Annotated in this window: 12 protein-coding genes; all 12 read left to right on the top strand. The window is 47.8% G+C overall.

Annotated features, from left to right (window positions below; genetic code table 11):
• Window positions 1–28: 28 nt before the first annotated feature.
• The 12 genes from D3H65_RS16870 (at window position 29) to D3H65_RS16815 (ending at window position 19,069) form a co-directional block, all read left to right on the top strand.
• A complete protein-coding gene (locus D3H65_RS16870; protein WP_211345505.1) occupies window positions 29–1,237 on the top strand; it encodes a hypothetical protein in 1,209 nt (402 codons plus the stop codon).
• A 13-nt stretch (window positions 1,238–1,250) separates the two neighbouring features.
• Complete coding sequence (locus tag D3H65_RS16865; protein ID WP_119051428.1) at window positions 1,251–2,276, top strand: polysaccharide deacetylase family protein; 1,026 nt, start codon at window positions 1,251–1,253, stop codon at window positions 2,274–2,276.
• On the top strand, window positions 2,263–3,255 hold the full coding sequence (locus D3H65_RS16860) for a GNAT family N-acetyltransferase (RefSeq protein WP_162915678.1): 993 nt from the start codon (window positions 2,263–2,265) through the stop codon (window positions 3,253–3,255). The genes D3H65_RS16865 and D3H65_RS16860 overlap by 14 nt, the downstream gene beginning before the upstream one ends.
• Window positions 3,256–3,350: 95 nt before the next feature.
• Window positions 3,351–4,529 (top strand): glycosyltransferase family 4 protein, encoded by a 1,179-nt coding sequence (locus D3H65_RS16855; protein ID WP_119051426.1) that lies wholly within the window; start codon window positions 3,351–3,353, stop codon window positions 4,527–4,529.
• Window positions 4,504–5,121, top strand: a complete 618-nt coding sequence (locus D3H65_RS16850) for a sugar transferase (RefSeq protein WP_119051425.1) — start codon at window positions 4,504–4,506, stop codon at window positions 5,119–5,121. Before D3H65_RS16855 ends, D3H65_RS16850 begins: the two co-directional genes overlap by 26 nt.
• Window positions 5,118–6,083 (top strand): ATP-grasp domain-containing protein, encoded by a 966-nt coding sequence (locus tag D3H65_RS16845; protein WP_119051424.1) that lies wholly within the window; start codon window positions 5,118–5,120, stop codon window positions 6,081–6,083. Before D3H65_RS16850 ends, D3H65_RS16845 begins: the two co-directional genes overlap by 4 nt.
• Complete coding sequence (locus D3H65_RS16840; RefSeq protein WP_119051423.1) at window positions 6,067–6,729, top strand: HAD family hydrolase; 663 nt, start codon at window positions 6,067–6,069, stop codon at window positions 6,727–6,729. The genes D3H65_RS16845 and D3H65_RS16840 overlap by 17 nt, the downstream gene beginning before the upstream one ends.
• Window positions 6,726–7,895, top strand: a complete 1,170-nt coding sequence (locus tag D3H65_RS16835; protein WP_119051422.1) for a DegT/DnrJ/EryC1/StrS family aminotransferase — start codon at window positions 6,726–6,728, stop codon at window positions 7,893–7,895. Before D3H65_RS16840 ends, D3H65_RS16835 begins: the two co-directional genes overlap by 4 nt.
• Before the next feature lie 14 nt (window positions 7,896–7,909).
• The gene (locus tag D3H65_RS16830; RefSeq protein WP_119054547.1) at window positions 7,910–9,910 is read left to right on the top strand and encodes a polysaccharide biosynthesis protein; all 2,001 of its coding nucleotides are present in this window, start codon (window positions 7,910–7,912) and stop codon (window positions 9,908–9,910) included.
• A 64-nt stretch (window positions 9,911–9,974) separates the two neighbouring features.
• A complete protein-coding gene (locus D3H65_RS16825; protein ID WP_162915677.1) occupies window positions 9,975–12,362 on the top strand; it encodes a T9SS type B sorting domain-containing protein in 2,388 nt (795 codons plus the stop codon).
• 70 nt (window positions 12,363–12,432) lie between these two features.
• Complete coding sequence (locus tag D3H65_RS16820; protein ID WP_119051420.1) at window positions 12,433–15,015, top strand: PA14 domain-containing protein; 2,583 nt, start codon at window positions 12,433–12,435, stop codon at window positions 15,013–15,015.
• 313 nt (window positions 15,016–15,328) lie between these two features.
• The gene (locus D3H65_RS16815) at window positions 15,329–19,069 is read left to right on the top strand and encodes a PKD domain-containing protein (protein ID WP_119051419.1); all 3,741 of its coding nucleotides are present in this window, start codon (window positions 15,329–15,331) and stop codon (window positions 19,067–19,069) included.
• Window positions 19,070–19,118: the final 49 nt, after the last annotated feature.

Below are 19,118 nucleotides of genomic sequence, written 5' to 3'. Positions count from 1 at the left end.
TAAGAGTATACTTAAAACTGATTTTGTAATGGGCGCTTTATTCCTGGTGATCGTGCTTTTTGGTATTACCCTGCCTTTGTTGCAGGTAATGAAGGCCCGATTAAAGTGGTTCCAGATGGGTATGATCAAAAGCCTGTACTGGTACCACATTCTTTTCGCGCTTATATACTACATATATGTACAGTCTTCTGCATCAGATTCCGTAGCCTATTATTACCGGGCACAATCAGGCTATGAGAATTGGATGGAAGCCTATGGTACTGGTACCCCTTTTATAGATTTTGTAGCCTGGCCTTTTGTCAACTACCTCGGATTTTCTTATGAAATGATGATGATGTTGTTTGCCTGGATGGGTTATTGGGGATTTGTTTTTTTCTATATAACCTTCAAAGAAAACATTCGCTTCCATCATTCTCTCAAAGGTATAGCGCTGATAAGCCTGATCGTTTTTCTGCCCAATATGCATTATTGGACAGCTTCCCTGGGTAAAGGATCGATCATATTTCTTGGACTTGGGATGACTATGTATGGCCTGAGCCGATTGAAAAGCCGAAAAATTGCCTTACTGATCGGGCTATTAATTGTATACCATGTCAGGCCACATGTCTTTTTCCTGATGGGGATGGGCATCCTGGCTGGCCTGGTGACCGCCCGGGAAAAAGTACCACTGTATCAAAAACTCATAGTATTTGCCGGTGTAGGGGTGGCCGTTTTCTTTTTGTACGATGATGTGATGGCTTTTGCAAACCTCGATAGCGAAAACCTTTTCGAGAGCTTTGACCAGCTTTCCAGTCACCGTTCAGTAGAATTGGCCAAAGCAGGTTCGGGTATTGATATCTCCGGTTATCCCCTGCCTTTGAAACTATTTACATTTTGGTTCCGACCCCTGTTTATTGATGCCCCAGGCCCCATTGGTATTATTGTTTCGTTTGAAAACCTGTTTTACCTATGGCTGGCCGGCAAGGTATTCAGCGGAAGCTTTATAGGGTTTATGGGAAAAAGTCAGGCCCTGGTAAAAACCAGCGCGGTGGTATTCCTCGCTACTTCGGTGGCATTATCAGGCACCTTATCCAACCTGGGTATCATCATCCGCCAGAAAAGCATGGTCATGTATTTTTTCCTGTTCATTATACTCTGTTATATGGATTATAAGAAGAGTATCCTGGTAAACAGGAAAAAGAAGCTGCCAGAAAAGAAACAACTGCCTGTCGTCACAAGAGAGGCCTTACTTAATTAAATTATAGCCAACAATGGAAGGCATCTTTACCATATCACTCGATTTCGAATTGCATTGGGGTGTTTTTGATAAGAGGAACAGGCAGGAAAGAGAAGCCTGCTATCGCAATACCCTGCAATTGATACCCCGCATGCTGCAACTCTTTGCTGAAAAGGAAGTACACGTAACCTGGGCCACCGTAGGCAGCATGTTTGCACAGGATCAACGGCAGTGGGAACTGCTGAAGCCTGCTATTGAACCAGACTATACCACCGAAAGATATTCAGCTTACAGGTGGGCGGCCCAACATGCCCTTCCGCAACAATACCATTGGGCACATTTTGCCCCGGACGAAATACAATCTATTCTTCAGTATCCCGGCCAGGAATTGGGTACCCATACATTCAGCCACTATTATTGCCTGGAGCAACAGCAGGAACCACGGGCTTTTGAGGCCGACCTGCAGGCAGCACAAAGGGCCGCTGCACTATTCAATACCCGGCTCACCTCGTTGGTCTTCCCAAGAAATCAGTTCAACCCGGCTTACCTCAAAACCTGTTATGAACAGGGCATCACCTCCATACGGTCTAACCCCGTCAGCTGGTATTGGAGTCCCGTTTCCAACACCGGGTCAAGCTTGATCAGGAAAGTGGTACGCACCGCCGATGCTTATGTGCAGGTGGGAAGCAACAGGACTTCCTATCCACTGAGCAGTATTTCAATAATACCCGGCGAGCCATTGCAATTGCCTGCCAGCCGCTTCCTGCGTCCCTGGCGCTCAAAATACAGGTTTGCCAACAAATGGCGTTTGCGGCGCTTATGCCAGGAGATCCATACCGCGGCCGTTCGCAAAGAATGTTATCACCTGTGGTGGCATCCGGAGAATTTTGGCGACCATCCCGAAGAGAACATGGAAGGCCTACGCATACTATTGGAGCAATATCAAAAGTGCAAAAAGAAATATGGCATGATCAGCTGGAATATGGGTGAGTATGCCACCCGGCTGTTAGGTCAAAGTCAGCAAATCCCCAATCATCGTCATGCTGATGCGACCTGCTAGCCCGGAAGACAGGCCGGCGATCATTGAACTGCTGCGTCAATCCCTGGGCGAATCGTCCATACCCAAGTCCGAAGCTTTATGGTTATGGAAACATGAGCAAAATCCATTTGGACCCTCCTATGTACTGGTAGCAGAAGAAGCAGGCAAGCTCATTGGCTTGCGCGCATTTATGCAATGGGAGTGGTTGCGCAATGATAAAATTTACAAAGCTGTTCGGGCCGTTGATACAGCCACCCACCCCGATTACCAGGGCAAAGGCATATTTAAGAAACTTACCCTGCAGCAATTGGAGATATGCCGGAAGGATGGAGTGCTCTTTGTTTTTAACACGCCCAATCTGCAAAGTCGTCCGGGTTATTTGAAAATGGGATGGGTAATGCAAGGGAAAATGCCACTCAAGATTGCCCTGCTTAAGCCCTTTGCCATGGCCCGCACCAGACTCTTTAATAAAGAGAAATATGCCGGCCAGCAGGATGATCCTTCTCCTTTTCAGAAATGGCCCCATGAGGTATTAAATAGCCTGGAAGGATATGTACAAAAAACGGAACAATTAGCTACTGTTTTTTCACCACAGTATATCTCCTGGCGTTATGCCAATAATCCGTTGTTTACCTACAATTATTTTACCGATCAGGAGAACTTTTTACTCATTACCCGCATCAAGATGCATGCATATACCAAAGAATTGCGCCTGGTTGATTTCATTAAGCTAAACCCACGGGCCGATAACAGTTACCTCGATGCTACTTTAAAAAGACAGGTGCTGCCCTTTTGTACCCGCCACCAGATAGACTTTATTTCATTCTCTGGCCAGCAGTACCGCGCCAACCGGGCCTGTTTCAAATGGATGGGCCTGTTACCCATACGGCCACTGGGGCCTATTATCACTTTAAAAGACCTGAATATGAAGGAGGATTTCCGTCATTTGCTAGATACCAAAAATTGGTGTTACTCCACCGGCGACCTGGAATTGTTTTAGGCCTTCTAATTAATTCAGCGGATGCTCATTCCCCCGGGATACAACGCTTACCAATCCATGCGGGGAATGAGTACCGCACCAACTGTAAGATCATCATGAAGACGAAACTGGTGCGCGTTACTACCGTACCTATATCACTTAAAGTATTGCTCAGGCAGCAGTTGAAGTTTATGTCTGCGCACTTTGATGTACTCGCCGTTTCCTCACCTGGCCTTATATTGGAAGAAGTGCGTATGGCCGAGGGAGTGCGCACCGCGCCCGTAGCAATGACAAGAGCTATCACTCCTGTGAATGACCTCAAAGCTTTGTGGCGATTGTACCGCTTATTCAAAAAAGAACATCCTGCTATTGTACATACCCATACCCCCAAAGCCGGTCTATTGGGCATGATGGCAGCCAGGATGGCCGGCGTTCCCATCCGCTTACATACAGTGGCCGGTTTGCCCCTGATGGAGAACAAAGGCCTCAGAAAAAAAATATTGGAATGGGCTGAACGCCTCACCTATACATGTGCCACCAGGATATATCCCAATTCCGGCAACCTTGCTTCCTTTCTGCTGGATAAAGGATTTTGTACTGCTCAAAAAATACAGGTATTGGGTAATGGCAGTAGTAATGGCATCGATACCGACTTCTTCCAAAAAAATGAAGCACTGACTATAGCTGCCGGTACATTGCGGGAGCATCTATCCTTGAAAGAGGAAGATTTTGTTTTTGTTTTTATCGGAAGGTTGGTACGGGATAAAGGTATTGAAGAATTGGTATCAGCCTTTACAGCACTGCGCGCGCAATATCCAGGTATAAAACTGCTTCTGGTTGGCCCTTATGAGCCCGGGCTTGATCCATTGTCTGTTGCTACAATGGATACCATCGCAACAAATGAAGCCATAATACAGGTAGATTTTCAACAGGACATTCGTCCCTGGCTCATGATTAGCCAGGTATTGGTATTCCCCTCCTATAGGGAAGGTTTTCCAAATGTACCCATGCAGGCTGGTTGTTTTCATGTTCCTGCTATCGTTACCAATATCAATGGATGCAATGAGATCATCGAACATGAGCACAATGGCCTGGTGATACCCGTAAAGGATATGCCTGCACTCCGGGATGCGATGGAACGATTAATGACCAATAAGGCATTATACAATCATTTGAAAAGCAACGCAAGACAATTGATTACCGACCGGTATGATCAAAAACACTTCTGGGGCCTCTTGCTCAACGAATACCAGCAACAATTGAATAAGCATGTCACTGTATCATCATCACATTAAACGCCCCGTCGATTGCATCGTGAGCATGCTCGGGTTCCTGCTGTTTACACCCTTATTCCTGCTCATTACCGTCTTGCTGTGGGCATCGAATAAGGGATCGCCTTTCTTCTTTCAGCAACGCCCCGGAAAAAATGGGCGCGTTTTCTGGTTAGTGAAATTCAGGACTATGAACAACCGCAAAAACGCATCCGGCCAGTTGTTGCCCGATGAAGTGCGGCTGACCTCCCTGGGGAAGTTCATTCGTAAAACCTCCCTGGATGAGCTGCCACAACTGATCAATGTAATAAAAGGCGATATGAGCCTCATTGGCCCACGCCCATTGCTGGTGGAATACCTGCCATTGTATACCACCCAACAAAACAGGAGGCATGAAGTAAGACCGGGCATTACCGGCTGGGCCCAGGTAAATGGGCGCAATGACATTAGTTGGGAACAGAAGTTTGAGCTGGATGTATGGTATGTAGACCATATCAGCTGGCAACTGGATAGCAGGATCATAGTCCTTACCCTGAAAAAAGTATTTAAAACAGAGGGCATCAGTCAGCAGGGACATGCTACCATGCCCGCTTTTAAAGGAGTTAAAAATACATGAACATTCTGATTACATCTGCAGGCCAAAGAGTTTCCCTTGTCAAGGCTTTCAAAAAAGAGTTACAGAAATTGTATCCGGGCAATAAAGTATTCGCTACCGATATGTGCCCGGAATTAAGTGCGGCATGCCAGGTGGCCGATGCCTGCTTCCGTGTACAGAAAGTGACCGATCCGGAATACATCGACGAATTGCTCACCCTATGCTACCACCAGGATATTAAAATGGTCGTACCCACCATAGATACCGAATTGATGGTGTTGGCCCGGCACAAAGCCTTATTCAGCAAAGAAGGCATCCACATCATTATTTCTGAACCTGCTTTTATTGAGCAATGCCGTGATAAAAGAAAGATCAATCTTTTCTTTCAGCAAAGAGACATAGCAGTTCCGGCTGCCATTGACAAACACCAGCCAACATTTCCCTTGTTCATCAAACCCTACAATGGTAGCCTTAGCGCAGATACCTACATTATTCATACCGAAGCTGATCTGCGTGAACACCACCTCAACGACGACCGCCTCCTTTTCATGGAGTACCTGGGTAAACAGGACCATGATGAATACACCGTTGATATGTATTACGACAGAGGAGGCTATGTAAAATGCATCGTGCCGCGCAAAAGGATACTGGTGCGTGCTGGTGAGATCAACAAAGGCATCACCAGTAAGAATGGTATGCTTACTTACCTGCGGGAAAAACTCGCCTATATAAAAGGAGCTACAGGCTGCCTCACGGCACAATTTTTCCTGCACAAGACTACCGGCAAGGTGACCGCTATCGAGATCAACGCACGCTTTGGCGGTGGTTATCCCCTCAGTTACCACGCCGGCGCCAATTATCCTTTGTGGCTTATCAAAGAATATTTTAAGGGGCAGGAGATCACCTATACAGACGATTGGGAAGACCAGCTGTTAATGCTCCGTTACGACGATGAAGTAATTATCCATGCAAATAAGAATTAAACCCAACAGTTTTTTTGTATTTGACCTGGATGATACCCTGTTTCCCGAGATCACATTTCTACAATCCGGATTCAGGGCCATTGCTGCCAGGCTGGCTCCCCTGACCGGCACCTCTGTTTACGAAGACATGTGGCAACGGTACACAAACGGGGAAAACGTATTTCAGTGGCTCATCCATCAGTACCACGAAGCCTTGCCCGGGATGACAATGGACGATTTGTTGAAAGAATACCGGGATCATATGCCGGATATCAAGCTCAGGAGAGAGGCCGCCGAATTATTAGATCAATTATTGATGCTTGATATTCCTGCCGGCCTGATAACTGATGGCAGAAGTATTACCCAGCGAAACAAATTAAAAGCATTGCAGCTTGACAACTACTTCAGCGATGTGATCATTTCCGAAGAGTTTGGATCTGCTAAGCCCGATGAAAAGAATTTCCGGTACTTCCAGGACAAATACCCAGGTCGTAAATTTTATTATTTCGGTGACAATACTGCCAAAGATTTTGAGGCTCCCGCCAGGCTGGGCTGGATTACCTGCTGCATCAAAGACAATGGAACCCACATCCATGCCCAATCATTTACCGGGCAACCATATCCTTCCAACCTGATTGCTTCATTTGACGAAATACAGCTTTTATGAATCAGAAGATATGGCTCTCATCGCCCCATATGGGTGACAAAGAACTGGACTATGTACAAGAGGCATTTGCTACCAACTGGATAGCTCCCCTGGGCCCTCATGTAAATGGATTTGAACAGGACCTCCGGCATTTTTTACAGGAAGACGTAGAAGTAGCCGCTCTAAGCTCAGGCACTGCTGCCCTGCACCTGGCCCTGGTGATATTGGGCGTACAGGCAGGCGATGAGGTGATCTGCCAGTCGATGACCTTTGCTGCTTCTGCCAATCCCATTGTTTATCTCGGTGCAACCCCCGTGTTTGTAGATAGTGAAGAGACCACCTGGAATATGTGTCCTCAATTCCTGGAATTGGCAATCTGCGACCGGATACGGCTTGGCAAAAAGCCCAAAGCCATCATCGTAGTACATCTTTATGGAATGCCAGCTCAGATAGATGAGATCATGCGGATCGCCAGGCGTTATAAGATACCCGTCATCGAAGATGCGGCCGAAGCACTAGGGTCTACGTTTGAGGGGAGACAGGTAGGCACTTTTGGTGATATCTCCATTTTCTCCTTCAATGGCAACAAGATCATTACTACTTCGGGTGGCGGCGCCCTTATATCCGCCAATGTTGAATATGTACGCAAAGCAAGGTTCCTCGCTACCCAGGCGCTCGATCCCGCCCCCCATTATCAACATTCCCAAATTGGCTACAACTACCGGATGAGTAACATCTGTGCCGGTATAGGCCGCGGCCAGATGGAAGTATTGCCACAGCGGATCTTCCAGCGCCGCAGCAATTTTCATTTTTACGAGCAGGCATTCAGCCATATCCCGGAAATACAATGCGCCCGTGAGCCTGCCGACGATTACTATTCCAATCACTGGCTCACAGTGGTGTTGATTGAGGCCGGCCCGTTTACAAGAGAAGATATCCGTTTAGCGCTTACCGCAGATAATATCGACTGCCGGCCGCTCTGGAAACCCATGCACCTGCAGCCCGTATTTGAAGCGGCACCTTACTATGGCTATGATACCTGCCAACAGCTTTTTGAAAAAGGCTTGTGCCTGCCTTCCGGTTCCAACCTCACCGGCGATGAACTCAATAGGGTAGTAGCCCGCATCTATGAAACCATTGCCTCGAAACGTACATCCGAAGATCTTACTGTGAATACCATTAACTAAAGCCACTAATGATTATGAAGAAGTTGTTTTTTATCGCCAGGTCAGTGCCCAGATGGGTTGTATTGCTGGTAGATCTGGCAATTAACGGGGCCTCTTTCTCCCTCTCGTATTTCATTGTAAAGCAATTTGAGTTCCATGAAATATTAAGAGGACACTTTTTTATTTACACCGCCGTGTATGGCATGATCGCATTGTTGATCTTTTACCTGATGCGCATCCACACCGGTATTATCCGCTACTCCAATATCCACGACATGATGCGGATATTTATGGCCGTACTGCTGGTGAGTTTGATCTACCCAGTGGTGACCGAGTTTTTTGTATCCCGGCGTTATCATATCCGGTCACTGAATATTGCAGGCGTACTGGTGGTCAATTTTTTTATCGCTTCTTCCATGCTCATTATGATGCGTACCCTGGTAAGGGGCTTTTATTTCTATGTAAAACGCATCTCCAACACACACAAAGAGAATGTGCTCGTGTATGGAGCCGATACCGAAGCCATTCTTATTAAACAGGCCATTGAATCTAGCCCTACCAATAAATTTGTGATAGCCGGATTTATTGAAACCGATGCCAGCCGTATCAACTCCTACATCCAGCAGGTCAGGATTTACCATATTCGTGCACTCGCTTTATTGAAGATCAAGAAAAATATTGATAAGCTGATCCTGATGAATGAACAGCTGACCAGCGAGGATAAAAAGGCCGTGATCGAGAAATGCCTCCAGATGGGCATCAAGGTACTCACCGTGCCCCCTTCCGATCAGTGGGTATATGGCAAACTAAGCATCAGGCAGATCCAGGAGCTGCGCATAGAAGACCTTTTGCAGCGGGCACCCATTGTGATCAATGACCAGAATATTTGTAGTGAGTTATCTGGTAAACGTATATTGATCACTGGTGCAGCTGGTTCCATTGGCGCTGAAATTGTACGGCAAGTGTTGTCTTATAAACCACATACCGTGATCCTTTGCGACCAGGCTGAATCCGACCTGCACGAAATGCAGCTGGAAATCGAAGAGAAATTCCCGGATATCAATATCAGGATATTCATTGCCAGCATCAGGGATCGAAACCGCATGGAGATACCCTTCAGACAGTACCATCCCGACATTGTATTCCATGCAGCAGCTTACAAGCATGTACCCATGATGGAAAAGAACCCGGCTGAGGCCATTCTCACCAATGTGATGGGCACCAAGATCGTGGCCGATCTCGCCGTATTCTTCAATGTGCACAAGTTTGTGATGATCTCCACCGACAAGGCCGTCAATCCTTCCAATGTAATGGGTACTTCCAAGCGGATCGCTGAAATGTATGTGCAATCCCTCAGCAATATTGTACAGAACAAATCCGCTGAAGACATCGTACACATCTATAACTCCTGGAGCAGGCAATTCATTTTTTATGCCATGCATTCCAAAACAAAATTTATTACCACCCGCTTTGGCAACGTACTGGGATCCAATGGTTCTGTGATCCCCCGTTTTCGCGCGCAGATCGAAGCAGGCGGCCCCGTCACAGTTACCCACCCCCTTATTACCCGATTCTTTATGACCATTCCCGAAGCCGTGCAGCTTGTATTGGAAGCAGCTACCATGGGTAAGGGATCTGAGATATTTGTATTTGATATGGGAAGGCCCGTAAAGATTGTAGACCTGGCCAGGAAGATGATTCGCCTGGCAGGCCTGGTGCCGGAAGAAGATATCAAGATACAGTATACAGGCTTACGCCCCGGCGAAAAATTATACGAAGAGTTGCTCAACAGAGAAGAAAAGACATTACCTACCCACCACGACAAAATAAAAATTGCCCGCGTAGTTCCCTGCTGCGATCAGGCCGTAATGGAAATAGAAGAGCTCATCAGCATCAGCCGGCATGGAGATGATTATGCACTGGTTAAAAAGATGAAAGAACTGGTGCCGGAATTTAAAAGCAACAATTCCGAATTTGAAGAATTGGATCATGTTCCATTAAAGGAGGCCTTTTTGCAGCAGGCAGAAGCCTATTAGTCTACGTAAATCCTATGACCAGATCATGAAAGCATACCTGCTTTTCTGTATAATTATTACCTGCATGCGATCGGCACATGCACAACAGGAGATGAACAACTGGTTTTTTGGTTACAACGCAGGATTGAATTTTAGTAGCGGCGCTCCGGTAGCAACACCCGGCAGCTTACGTGGCTGGGAGGGGTGTTCTGCCATGAGCGACCGGTATGGCAACCTGCTTTTTTATACAGATGGTATTACCGTATGGAACAGAAGTCACCTGGTGATGGCTAATGGGACCAATCTTAATGGAGATACCCTCTGTACCCAATCTGCCCTGATCACCGGTTATCCAGGCAATGATTCCCTGTTCTACATTTTCACCGTTGCAAAAGAGGCCGAAGCCAAAGGATTACAGTATTCCCTGGTAGATATGAGGCTCAACGGAGGATTGGGAGATGTAGTGGCTGCACAAAAGAATATTCCCCTACTAACCCCTGTATGCGAGAAGGTGACAGCAGTAAAGCACCTCAATACCAACGATATTTGGGTCATTACCCACAAGTTTGGCAGCGATGAGTTTTATGTATACGCCGTGAACTGCGCAGGGTTGAATACCACCCCACAGATCAGTGCAGCAGGCAATATAGCCAACCGGATCACTAATACCATCGGTTACCTGAAAGCTTCACCCGATGGCAATAAACTGGCCATGGCAGGATTTACCTCAGTGGTAGAAGTGTTTGATTTCAATGCTGCTACCGGTGTAGTCACCAACCCGCGCATCATTGCCGGCAATCCCAATAATATTACCGGTCCCTACGGTGTAGAATTTTCACCCAATTCAAAGCTGTTGTACGCGAGTGAATCATATAATAACAATGGGTCTGGTGCCTATTATATTTTTCAATATAAAGTCGATACACCCAATATTGCAGATTCCAGGATTGCCATTGATTCAGGATATGGCAATACAGCTGGTGCCATGCAACTAGGGCCCGACAGCAATATATACATTGCCTACGATCAACAGCCATTCCTCGGCGCCATTACCCACCCTGATAGCGTGGGGCGGGCATGTAGGCATATAAAACAATATGTAAACCTGCCAGCCGGCACCATCAGCGGGGTAGGATTGCCTGCCTTTGTAGCAGGATACAATAGAACTTTGCTTGGAAAAGATACAATAGTATGCGAAGGGGAACAGGTAGTGGCCAGGGTCAATTTGCCTGGCACTACCTATCTTTGGCAGGATGGGTCAACCCTCGACTCCCTGGTCATGAATGCCCCCGGGCTTTATTGGGTAGAGATCAGGCACAACAATTGTATTTACAGGGATTCCGTGAGGGTTATCTGGCGAACACGTCCCGTCGTCAACCTGGGTAAAGACACCGCCCTTTGTGCCAATGCATTTCCCCTCCTGTTGCAGTCACCATTTCCCGGTGCCAATTATCTCTGGCAGGATGGTTCTGCCAACAGCTCTTATACCATCAATGGACAAGGCCTGTACTGGATGGAAGCTTCTCTCAATGGTTGTGTTGCAAGAGACTCCATCAGTGTGACCACCAGGCCCGTTACAACTTTCAACCTGGGCAACGATACCTCTGTATGTGAAAAAGAACAGGTCATAGTAAGTGTTGCAGCATCATTCAATGATTACTCATGGAGTAATGGTACCAAGGTCAACAGCATCATAATAAAAGACAGTGGACTGTATTGGTGTGAAGCAGTGAACCAGGCTGGATGCGCGTGGCGCGATAGCATACATGTTGATATCCGGCCACTACCTGTATTTTCCCTGGGCAATGATTCTGTATTATGCGAAGGCGCAGTGTGGTTATTGGATGTGACCCAGGCAGGAGATCAATTTCGTTGGCAGGATGGTTCCAGCCAATCCCGCTACCAGGTCAACAAAGAAGGCGCCTATTATGTTGAGGTCAGTAAAGCCCGTTGTAGTGCTTCCGATACCGTAACTGTTACTTATAAATTAAAGCCCAGGCCTGACCTGGGGCCTGATAAGGTGATGTGCCCCGGCCAGGTACTGGTATTGGAACCCGGTCTCCACGGGATACCGTATACATGGCAAAACGGAAGCGATCAAACTTCCTTTACCGTCACCGAACCCGGTATTTATTCCGTATCCGTGACCAACGAATGTGGCACTGTGCGGGATGAGGTAGTGGTCACCAAAGGCAGTTGTAAGATCGCTATCCCCAATGCCTTTACCCCCGGCAAAGGACAGAATAATACTTTCCGCGTGCTCAATGCCACCGGCCTTAAAATTTTTAGCCTTCGCGTATTTAACCGCTGGGGCCAGCTACTATATCAGACATCCGATCCCACACGTGGCTGGGATGGCAACCTCGCCGGCGTATTACAGCCTGCCGGTTCCTATATATATATGGTGTCCTACCTCGATGACACTTCCGGCAAAAGTATACTCCACAAAGGAATTATAACACTCATTCGATAACCTCGATGCCTTGGTTGCCTGGATGCCTCGTTGCGGGAGGCTACCCTTAACCTAATCTAAATAATAATCCATGACCAATAACAGGCGGCACTTTCTCCGGAATGCTTTCTTAACAGCCACATGCCTGCTCCTGATCCCCGGAGTGGGAGCGCGTAAAAGGGCCAGGCGCCTCGGCGCCCTTGCCTGCGGGTCTTCCGGTGAAGACAGCGTTACAGGCATCACCGGCACCATCACCAGTGTAAAGTCTGGTAAATGGTCCGACCCTGCTACCTGGGGTGGTAAATTACCTGCCGCCGGCGATACACCCCTGATAGCAACAGGTCATACCATTATATATGATATGGCACAAACTACCGTAGCTGGTATCAGCATCAGTGCGGGTGCAGTGCTTTCATTTGATAATGCGCTATCCGCTGTTCTGCAAACCACGGCAAATGTGGTGGTAGAAGGCCTCTTACAAATGCGCCCGGCTACCCCCAATATCATACAAACCCTTCGGTTTACCGGCATTGATGAGATCCGGTTTGTTGGAGGTGGCATGAATGTACTGACCACCGATATTGGCTTGTGGGTAATGGGCGCCGGTCAGCTGGACCTGGCTGGCAGTTCCAAAACATCATGGACAAGAGTGGTGGGCAGCATCCCGGCCGGCGCTGCAAATATTACAGTGCAGGCTGCCACAGCCTGGCGCGAAGGCGATGAGATCAGCATTACACCTACTGAGCCACCCACCGTGGGAACCCCATTCACGACAGGTTTTGAAGAAAGGACCATAAAAAGCATAGCGGGTTCAGTCATTACATTAAGCAGCGGCGCCAGCCGGCCACACCCGATGGTCAATAAGCTTTGGACAGCCGAAGTAATGAACCTCACCCGCAATGTTCGCATAGAAGGCACAGAAGAAGGAAGAGCACACTTGTTTATCCGCTCTTCCAAACCCCAAACCATTCAATATACCGCATTGCGTCATATGGGACCGCGAAAAGACAGGAAAGGATCAGCTGCTACCGAACTGGTGGCAGGCAGGTATGGCATGCACTTTCATTATTCGATGGATGGCAGCCGCGGTTCCCTGATAGAAGGCAATGTGATCAGGGATACAGGCAATCACAGCTATGTACCACATGTGTCCCATGGCATAAAGTTCATCGATAACATTGCTTACAATATCACCGAAACCGCTTTCTGGTGGGATCCGGGTGATCCCACCCATGATGTGATCTATGATCATAATATTGTAGCTAACTGCCGTTTTGTGAAAGACTCCCTCAATATGAATGCTGAAGATGCACCTACCTTTTCATCCAGCGGCTTTGGTTTGAATACCGGCGATGGAAATATTTGCCATAACAATGTAGTAGTGGCGGGCGGGGAGGGTGATTATGCCGATGGCGGAGCATATAACTGGGAAGCAGTGATCAATGAAGGTGTATGGACATTCACCAACAACATGTCCCACAACAATGGCAATGGTCTGCGTGTATGGCAAAACTCCACCCGCAACCATGTAATAGAGGACTTTATTGCTTACCACAATGCCGTAGGCATTTTCCATGGAGCTTATGCCAATAGCTATACCTACAACGGAGGCATATTATATGGCAACCCCATGCAGATCAAAGCCGCCTCTTCCAATTCCAACCGCGTGCGCGTAGAAAATATTACCATCGACGGTGCAGGTATTATTGATCATGGCATCGAAGTGATCCATAGCCCCTTGCCCGGCGACAAGCCTGTATTCATTCGTAACGTGACCATCCGCGGCTGTAAAGTGGCAGCCTTGCTGGATTCTGCAGCACCCGAGGTACATTCTACCGATCTTATTCAATGTACTATCGAAGGTGCTATATTATTACATCCAGATGCTGCGGCTGGTGAAACCATCAGGGTGCAACCTGCATCCGGACAGCCGTACCAGATCACTAAATCCGGTACAGGCAATATTGCACCTTTCGCAGCTACCAGCTGGGGCACTGGAAAAGGATTAAAAGCTGCTTACTATAACAACAATGACCTCACTACACCTGCCATGACCCGTATTGATTCTAATGTGAGCTTTACAGAATGGAGCGCCGGTGTACATTATGCCATTACAGGAAAGGAGTATTCAGTAAGATGGACCGGACAGATACAGGCCCAGTTTTCTGAAGAACATACTTTTTACCTGGGCTCCGGTGGCGGGCACCGTTTATGGATTGATGACAAACTGATACTGGACGGTTGGGTAGAACATTATCCTGATGTATTCAAGTCCGCCTCCATCGCCTTGAAAGCAGGAGAGCGATACGATATTAAGCTGGAATACTTTAATACAAATGAAACAACAGGTATGGGACTGCTTTGGACTTGTCCCGGCCTTCCACTTGAATATGTACCACAAAGCCAGTTGTATGCAGAACGTGTAGCGCCACCACCACCTCCTCCACCACCTCCACAGGAAACCATCGTGATCGGGCAGATCGTTAGTAATTATATAGAAGTACGCAGCCCCGATAATTCCTTCTATCAATTATTCGATGCCATGGGCCGCTTATTAAAGCATGGCGCCCTCACACCTGGCACCAATTTTATTTATGTCACACCTTTTAGTAAAGGCGCCTTGTTCCTTAAATTGAGCAAGATCAGCAAAGCTTACAAGCTCATCAAAATATAAGTCCCACCACACTCTTGCGCCTCGCATTCCATTCTCACCTTTAATGTCTCCCGTTACCTTGTCATTTCGATCGCAGGGAGAGATCCGCTATCGAAGCAAACGACTCACATCTCACATCTCACATTTCACGTCTCGCAATTTACCCCTCATTTTCCCGCTCATTTGACTTCCGTTAATCAAATATCTATGTACATGTAAATACCCATAAAAGCTTTTACAGATAGTGATTGTTCGATTATTTGGCATTTCAGGCATTATAGTTGTTTCAACTTCGACAGCTAATTTCTTAAGAGAAACCTAAATAAATACCTTTATGAAAAACACCAGAAGACGCTTTCTGCAAAGCGTATCTCTGACTGCTACCGGCATGGTGTTAATTCCCGATCCGGTGGGTGCCAATAAAAAAATAACACGAAGAACCTCTTCCATTAGTTGTGCTCCTGAAAAAGCTTTTTCCCTTACAGGTACAGTAAGTAGTGTGCGCACAGGCAAATGGTCTGATGCTGCAACATGGGGTGGTAAAGTACCCGCAGCCACAGATACCCCGCTGATTGCTGCCGGACATACCGTCACATTTGATATGCCACAGACCACTATAGCAGGATTCAACATCAGCAGCGGTGGCGTACTCTCCTTCGATCCCTCGTTATCTACTACCTTACAAACTACGGCCAATATTGTAGTACAAGGTAAACTGCAGATGCGGCCTGCATCAGCAACAGTGATTCAAACTATACGATTTACAGCCGTTGATGAAACTAAATTTGTAGGTGGCGGTATGGATGTATTGGCCACCGATACAGGTATGTGGGTGATGGGTGCAGGAGTACTGGATCTCGCTGGTACTTCCAAAACATCCTGGACAAGAGTGAACGGTGCCATTGCTGCAGGCGCTACCAACATCACCGTAGAAGGCGCCACAGGCTGGCAGCCAGGCGATGAGATCACCATCACACCTACAGAAGCGCCTACCGTAGGAGCCGCTTTCGCTACAGGCTTCGAAGACAGGACCATCAAAGCCATCTCAGGTACTTCCATTACATTAAGCGCTGGCTCAAGCCGCCCACATCCGGTGGTCAACAACCAGTGGACAGCAGAAGTAATGAACCTTACCCGTAATGTAAGGATCGAGGGTACCCCAACCGGCAAAGGGCATATCTTCATCCGGTCTACTCAGCCTCAGACTATTAAATATATAGCCATACGCAATATGGGCGCCCGGAAGGACAGGGGCGGCTCCAGTGCTACAGAGCTCGTAGCGGGTCGCTATGGCATGCACTTTCACCACTGTATGGATGGTAGTCGTGGTTCACTCGTAGAAGGAAATGTGATCCGTGATGCAGGTAACCACAGCTATGTACCCCATGTATCACATGGCATCAAATTCATTGACAACATTGCTTATAATATTATGGAAACCGCCTTCTGGTGGGATCCGGGCGATTCCACACATGATGTGATCTATGATCACAACATTGTGGCCCTTTGCCAGTATGTTTCCGGTTCACTCAACATGAATGCAGAAGATGCCCCTACTTTCTCTTCCAGTGGTTTTGGCCTCAATACCGGCGATGGGAATATAGCTAAAAATAATGTCGTGGTAGCCGGAGGCCAGGGCGACCATGCCGATGGAGGTGCCTACAACTGGGAGGCCGTTATCAATGAAGGCGTTTGGATCTTTACAGGCAATATGGCTCATAACAGCGATTGTGGTTTGCGCGTATGGCAAAACTCTACCCGCAACCACGTGATAGAAGATTTCATTGCTTACCACAACAGTTGGGGCATGTTCCATGGAGCCTACGCCAATAGCTATACCTACACAGGAGGATTCTTTTATGGCAACGGTATTGAAGTAAAAGCGGCCTCCGTCAACTCCAACCGTGTTCGCCTGGAAAATATAACCATTGATGGAGCAGGAATTATTGATTATGGCATACAGGTCATTCATAGCCCTTTGCCTGGTGATCGTCCCGTATTTATCCGCAACGTTACCGTGCGCGGATGTAAAATAGCCGCCATCCTGGATTCAGCAGAGCCCGAAGTACATTCCACCGATCTTGTTCAGTGTAATATAACCGGCACTATCTCCGTACACAAAGATGCCGTAGCAGGAGAGACCATCCGTGTGCAACCTAGATCCGGGCAGGCTTACCAACTCACCAAATCCGGACAATCCAATATCGCCCCCTTTGCTGCTACCGTATGGGGTGTTGGCAAAGGCTTGAAAGGTGAATATTTCAACAGCACCAATTTCACCAACCCGGCCATGACGCGCATCGATTCCAATGTAAGTTTTACTGAATGGAGCGCTGGTGTGCATTATGCCATCACAGGCACTACCTATTCAGTCAGGTGGACCGGTAAGATCATGGCCCAGTTTTCAGAGCTTACTACATTCTACCTGGGTTCGGGAGGTGGTCACCGCCTTTGGATCGACAACAAACTGATACTGGATAGCTGGCTGGAACATTACCCCGATACTTTCAAATCCAATCCCATTACCTTGGTAGCGGGCCAGCTCTATGATATTAAGCTGGAATATTTCAACCAGGATAGTGGCACCGGCATGGGATTGCTCTGGACCAGCGCCAGCCTGCCCCTGGAATACGTGCCCCAAAGCCAGTTGTACAGCGATGCCGTAATAGTAGTTCCCAACATAGGGCCCGTAGCCAACGCGGGAACAGATATGGTGATCACCCTGCCAGTAAACAGCACTACCCTCAATGGCAGTGCATCCAATGATCCCGATGGCTCTATTACTGCTTATCAATGGACAAAATTAAGCGGGCCTCCACAGTTCACCATTGCAAACCCTGCTGCTGTAACTACTCCTTTGACCAACCTGGCAGCAGGTGTATATACCTTCCGTTTGAAAGTTACCGATAATAAAGGCGCTACCAATGAAGACGATGTTACTGTAACCGTAAATGCAGCGGACAACCAATCCCCTGTAGCCAATGCCGGAACAGATATCGTACTTACCTTGCCGGCCAACAGTACCACCCTCGATGGATCTGCTTCCAAAGACCCTGATGGTACCATCAAAGCTTATCTTTGGTCTAAAGTAAGTGGCCCCACACAATTCACCATTGTGACCCCCACGGCTGCTACCACAGCCTTGAACAACCTGGCTGCTGGTGCCTATGTTTTCCGCCTGAAGGTGACCGATGACAAAGGTGCTACCTACGAAGATGATGTAGCCGTAACTGTCAACGCTGCCGGTAATCAATCGCCTGTAGCTAATGCTGGTGCGGATATTGTACTCACCCTGCCCGCCAACAGTGCCACCCTCAATGGGTCTGCATCCAAAGACCCCGATGGTAGTATTGTGTCTTATGCCTGGTCTAAGGTCAGTGGGCCTGCATCCTTCGTCATAAGCAGCCCGGCAGCGGCAGTTACTTCCGTATACTACCTCGTAGCCGGTACCTATGTATTCCGGTTAAAGGTTACCGACAACAAAGGTGCTACCCACGAAGATGATGTTACCATCACAGTGAATAGTATAGGCAACCTGCCTCCTATAGCCAATGCGGGGTCAGATATCGTCATTAGTTTACCCGTAAACCTCGCTGCACTCAATGGAGCTGCTTCCCGTGATCAGGATGGTACCATCGTATCCTATACCTGGACCAAAGTAAGCGGCCCTACACAGTATTCGTTGAGCAGTTCAAGTGCTGTTGCTCCCGTTCTTTCCAACCTGGTAGTAGGTGTATACGTTTTCCGCCTGCAGGTCAAAGATAATCTGGGAGCCACGGCCGAGGACGACGTAACCATCACCGTCAAAGCCCAGCCCGCTGAAGGGTCAACCACCTTGGTAGTTAAAGTGGCGCCCAATCCTTCCAGCAATTACTTTACCCTCAATATCACCACCAATACCAGCTATCCCATAACCATTGGCTTCTACAATAGCCAGGGTATCCTGGTGGACCGCGTCGTGAAGACCGGCACCAATATCACCTTGACCATTGGGACAAGTTGGGCCAAGGGTACCTACTATGCAGTGGTAGAACAGGGAAGCGTAAGGAGGCTCGTCACACTATTGAAGTTATAGTCCACTATCCTGTATACAAAAAGCTCTCCCGCCTTAGGCAGGAGAGCTT

Origin of the sequence: Paraflavitalea soli (genome assembly GCF_003555545.1) — a bacterium.
GTDB lineage: Bacteria > Bacteroidota > Bacteroidia > Chitinophagales > Chitinophagaceae > Paraflavitalea > Paraflavitalea soli.
The sequence above is the reverse complement of the archived record's forward strand: the minus strand, read 5'-3'. Positions and strand labels throughout refer to the sequence as shown.

Excerpts from the sequence above, each read along its gene's own strand:
- D3H65_RS16870 (WP_211345505.1), top strand. The coding sequence starts at position 29 with ATGGGCGCTTTATTCCTGGTGATCGTGCTTTTTGGTATTACCCTGCCT.
- D3H65_RS16865 (WP_119051428.1), top strand. The coding sequence starts at position 1,251 with ATGGAAGGCATCTTTACCATATCACTCGATTTCGAATTGCATTGGGGT.
- D3H65_RS16860 (WP_162915678.1), top strand. The coding sequence starts at position 2,263 with ATGCGACCTGCTAGCCCGGAAGACAGGCCGGCGATCATTGAACTGCTG.
- D3H65_RS16855 (WP_119051426.1), top strand. The coding sequence starts at position 3,351 with ATGAAGACGAAACTGGTGCGCGTTACTACCGTACCTATATCACTTAAA.
- D3H65_RS16850 (WP_119051425.1), top strand. The coding sequence starts at position 4,504 with ATGTCACTGTATCATCATCACATTAAACGCCCCGTCGATTGCATCGTG.
- D3H65_RS16845 (WP_119051424.1), top strand. The coding sequence starts at position 5,118 with ATGAACATTCTGATTACATCTGCAGGCCAAAGAGTTTCCCTTGTCAAG.
- D3H65_RS16840 (WP_119051423.1), top strand. The coding sequence starts at position 6,067 with ATGCAAATAAGAATTAAACCCAACAGTTTTTTTGTATTTGACCTGGAT.
- D3H65_RS16835 (WP_119051422.1), top strand. The coding sequence starts at position 6,726 with ATGAATCAGAAGATATGGCTCTCATCGCCCCATATGGGTGACAAAGAA.
- D3H65_RS16830 (WP_119054547.1), top strand. The coding sequence starts at position 7,910 with ATGAAGAAGTTGTTTTTTATCGCCAGGTCAGTGCCCAGATGGGTTGTA.
- D3H65_RS16825 (WP_162915677.1), top strand. The coding sequence starts at position 9,975 with ATGCGATCGGCACATGCACAACAGGAGATGAACAACTGGTTTTTTGGT.
- D3H65_RS16820 (WP_119051420.1), top strand. The coding sequence starts at position 12,433 with ATGACCAATAACAGGCGGCACTTTCTCCGGAATGCTTTCTTAACAGCC.
- D3H65_RS16815 (WP_119051419.1), top strand. The coding sequence starts at position 15,329 with ATGAAAAACACCAGAAGACGCTTTCTGCAAAGCGTATCTCTGACTGCT.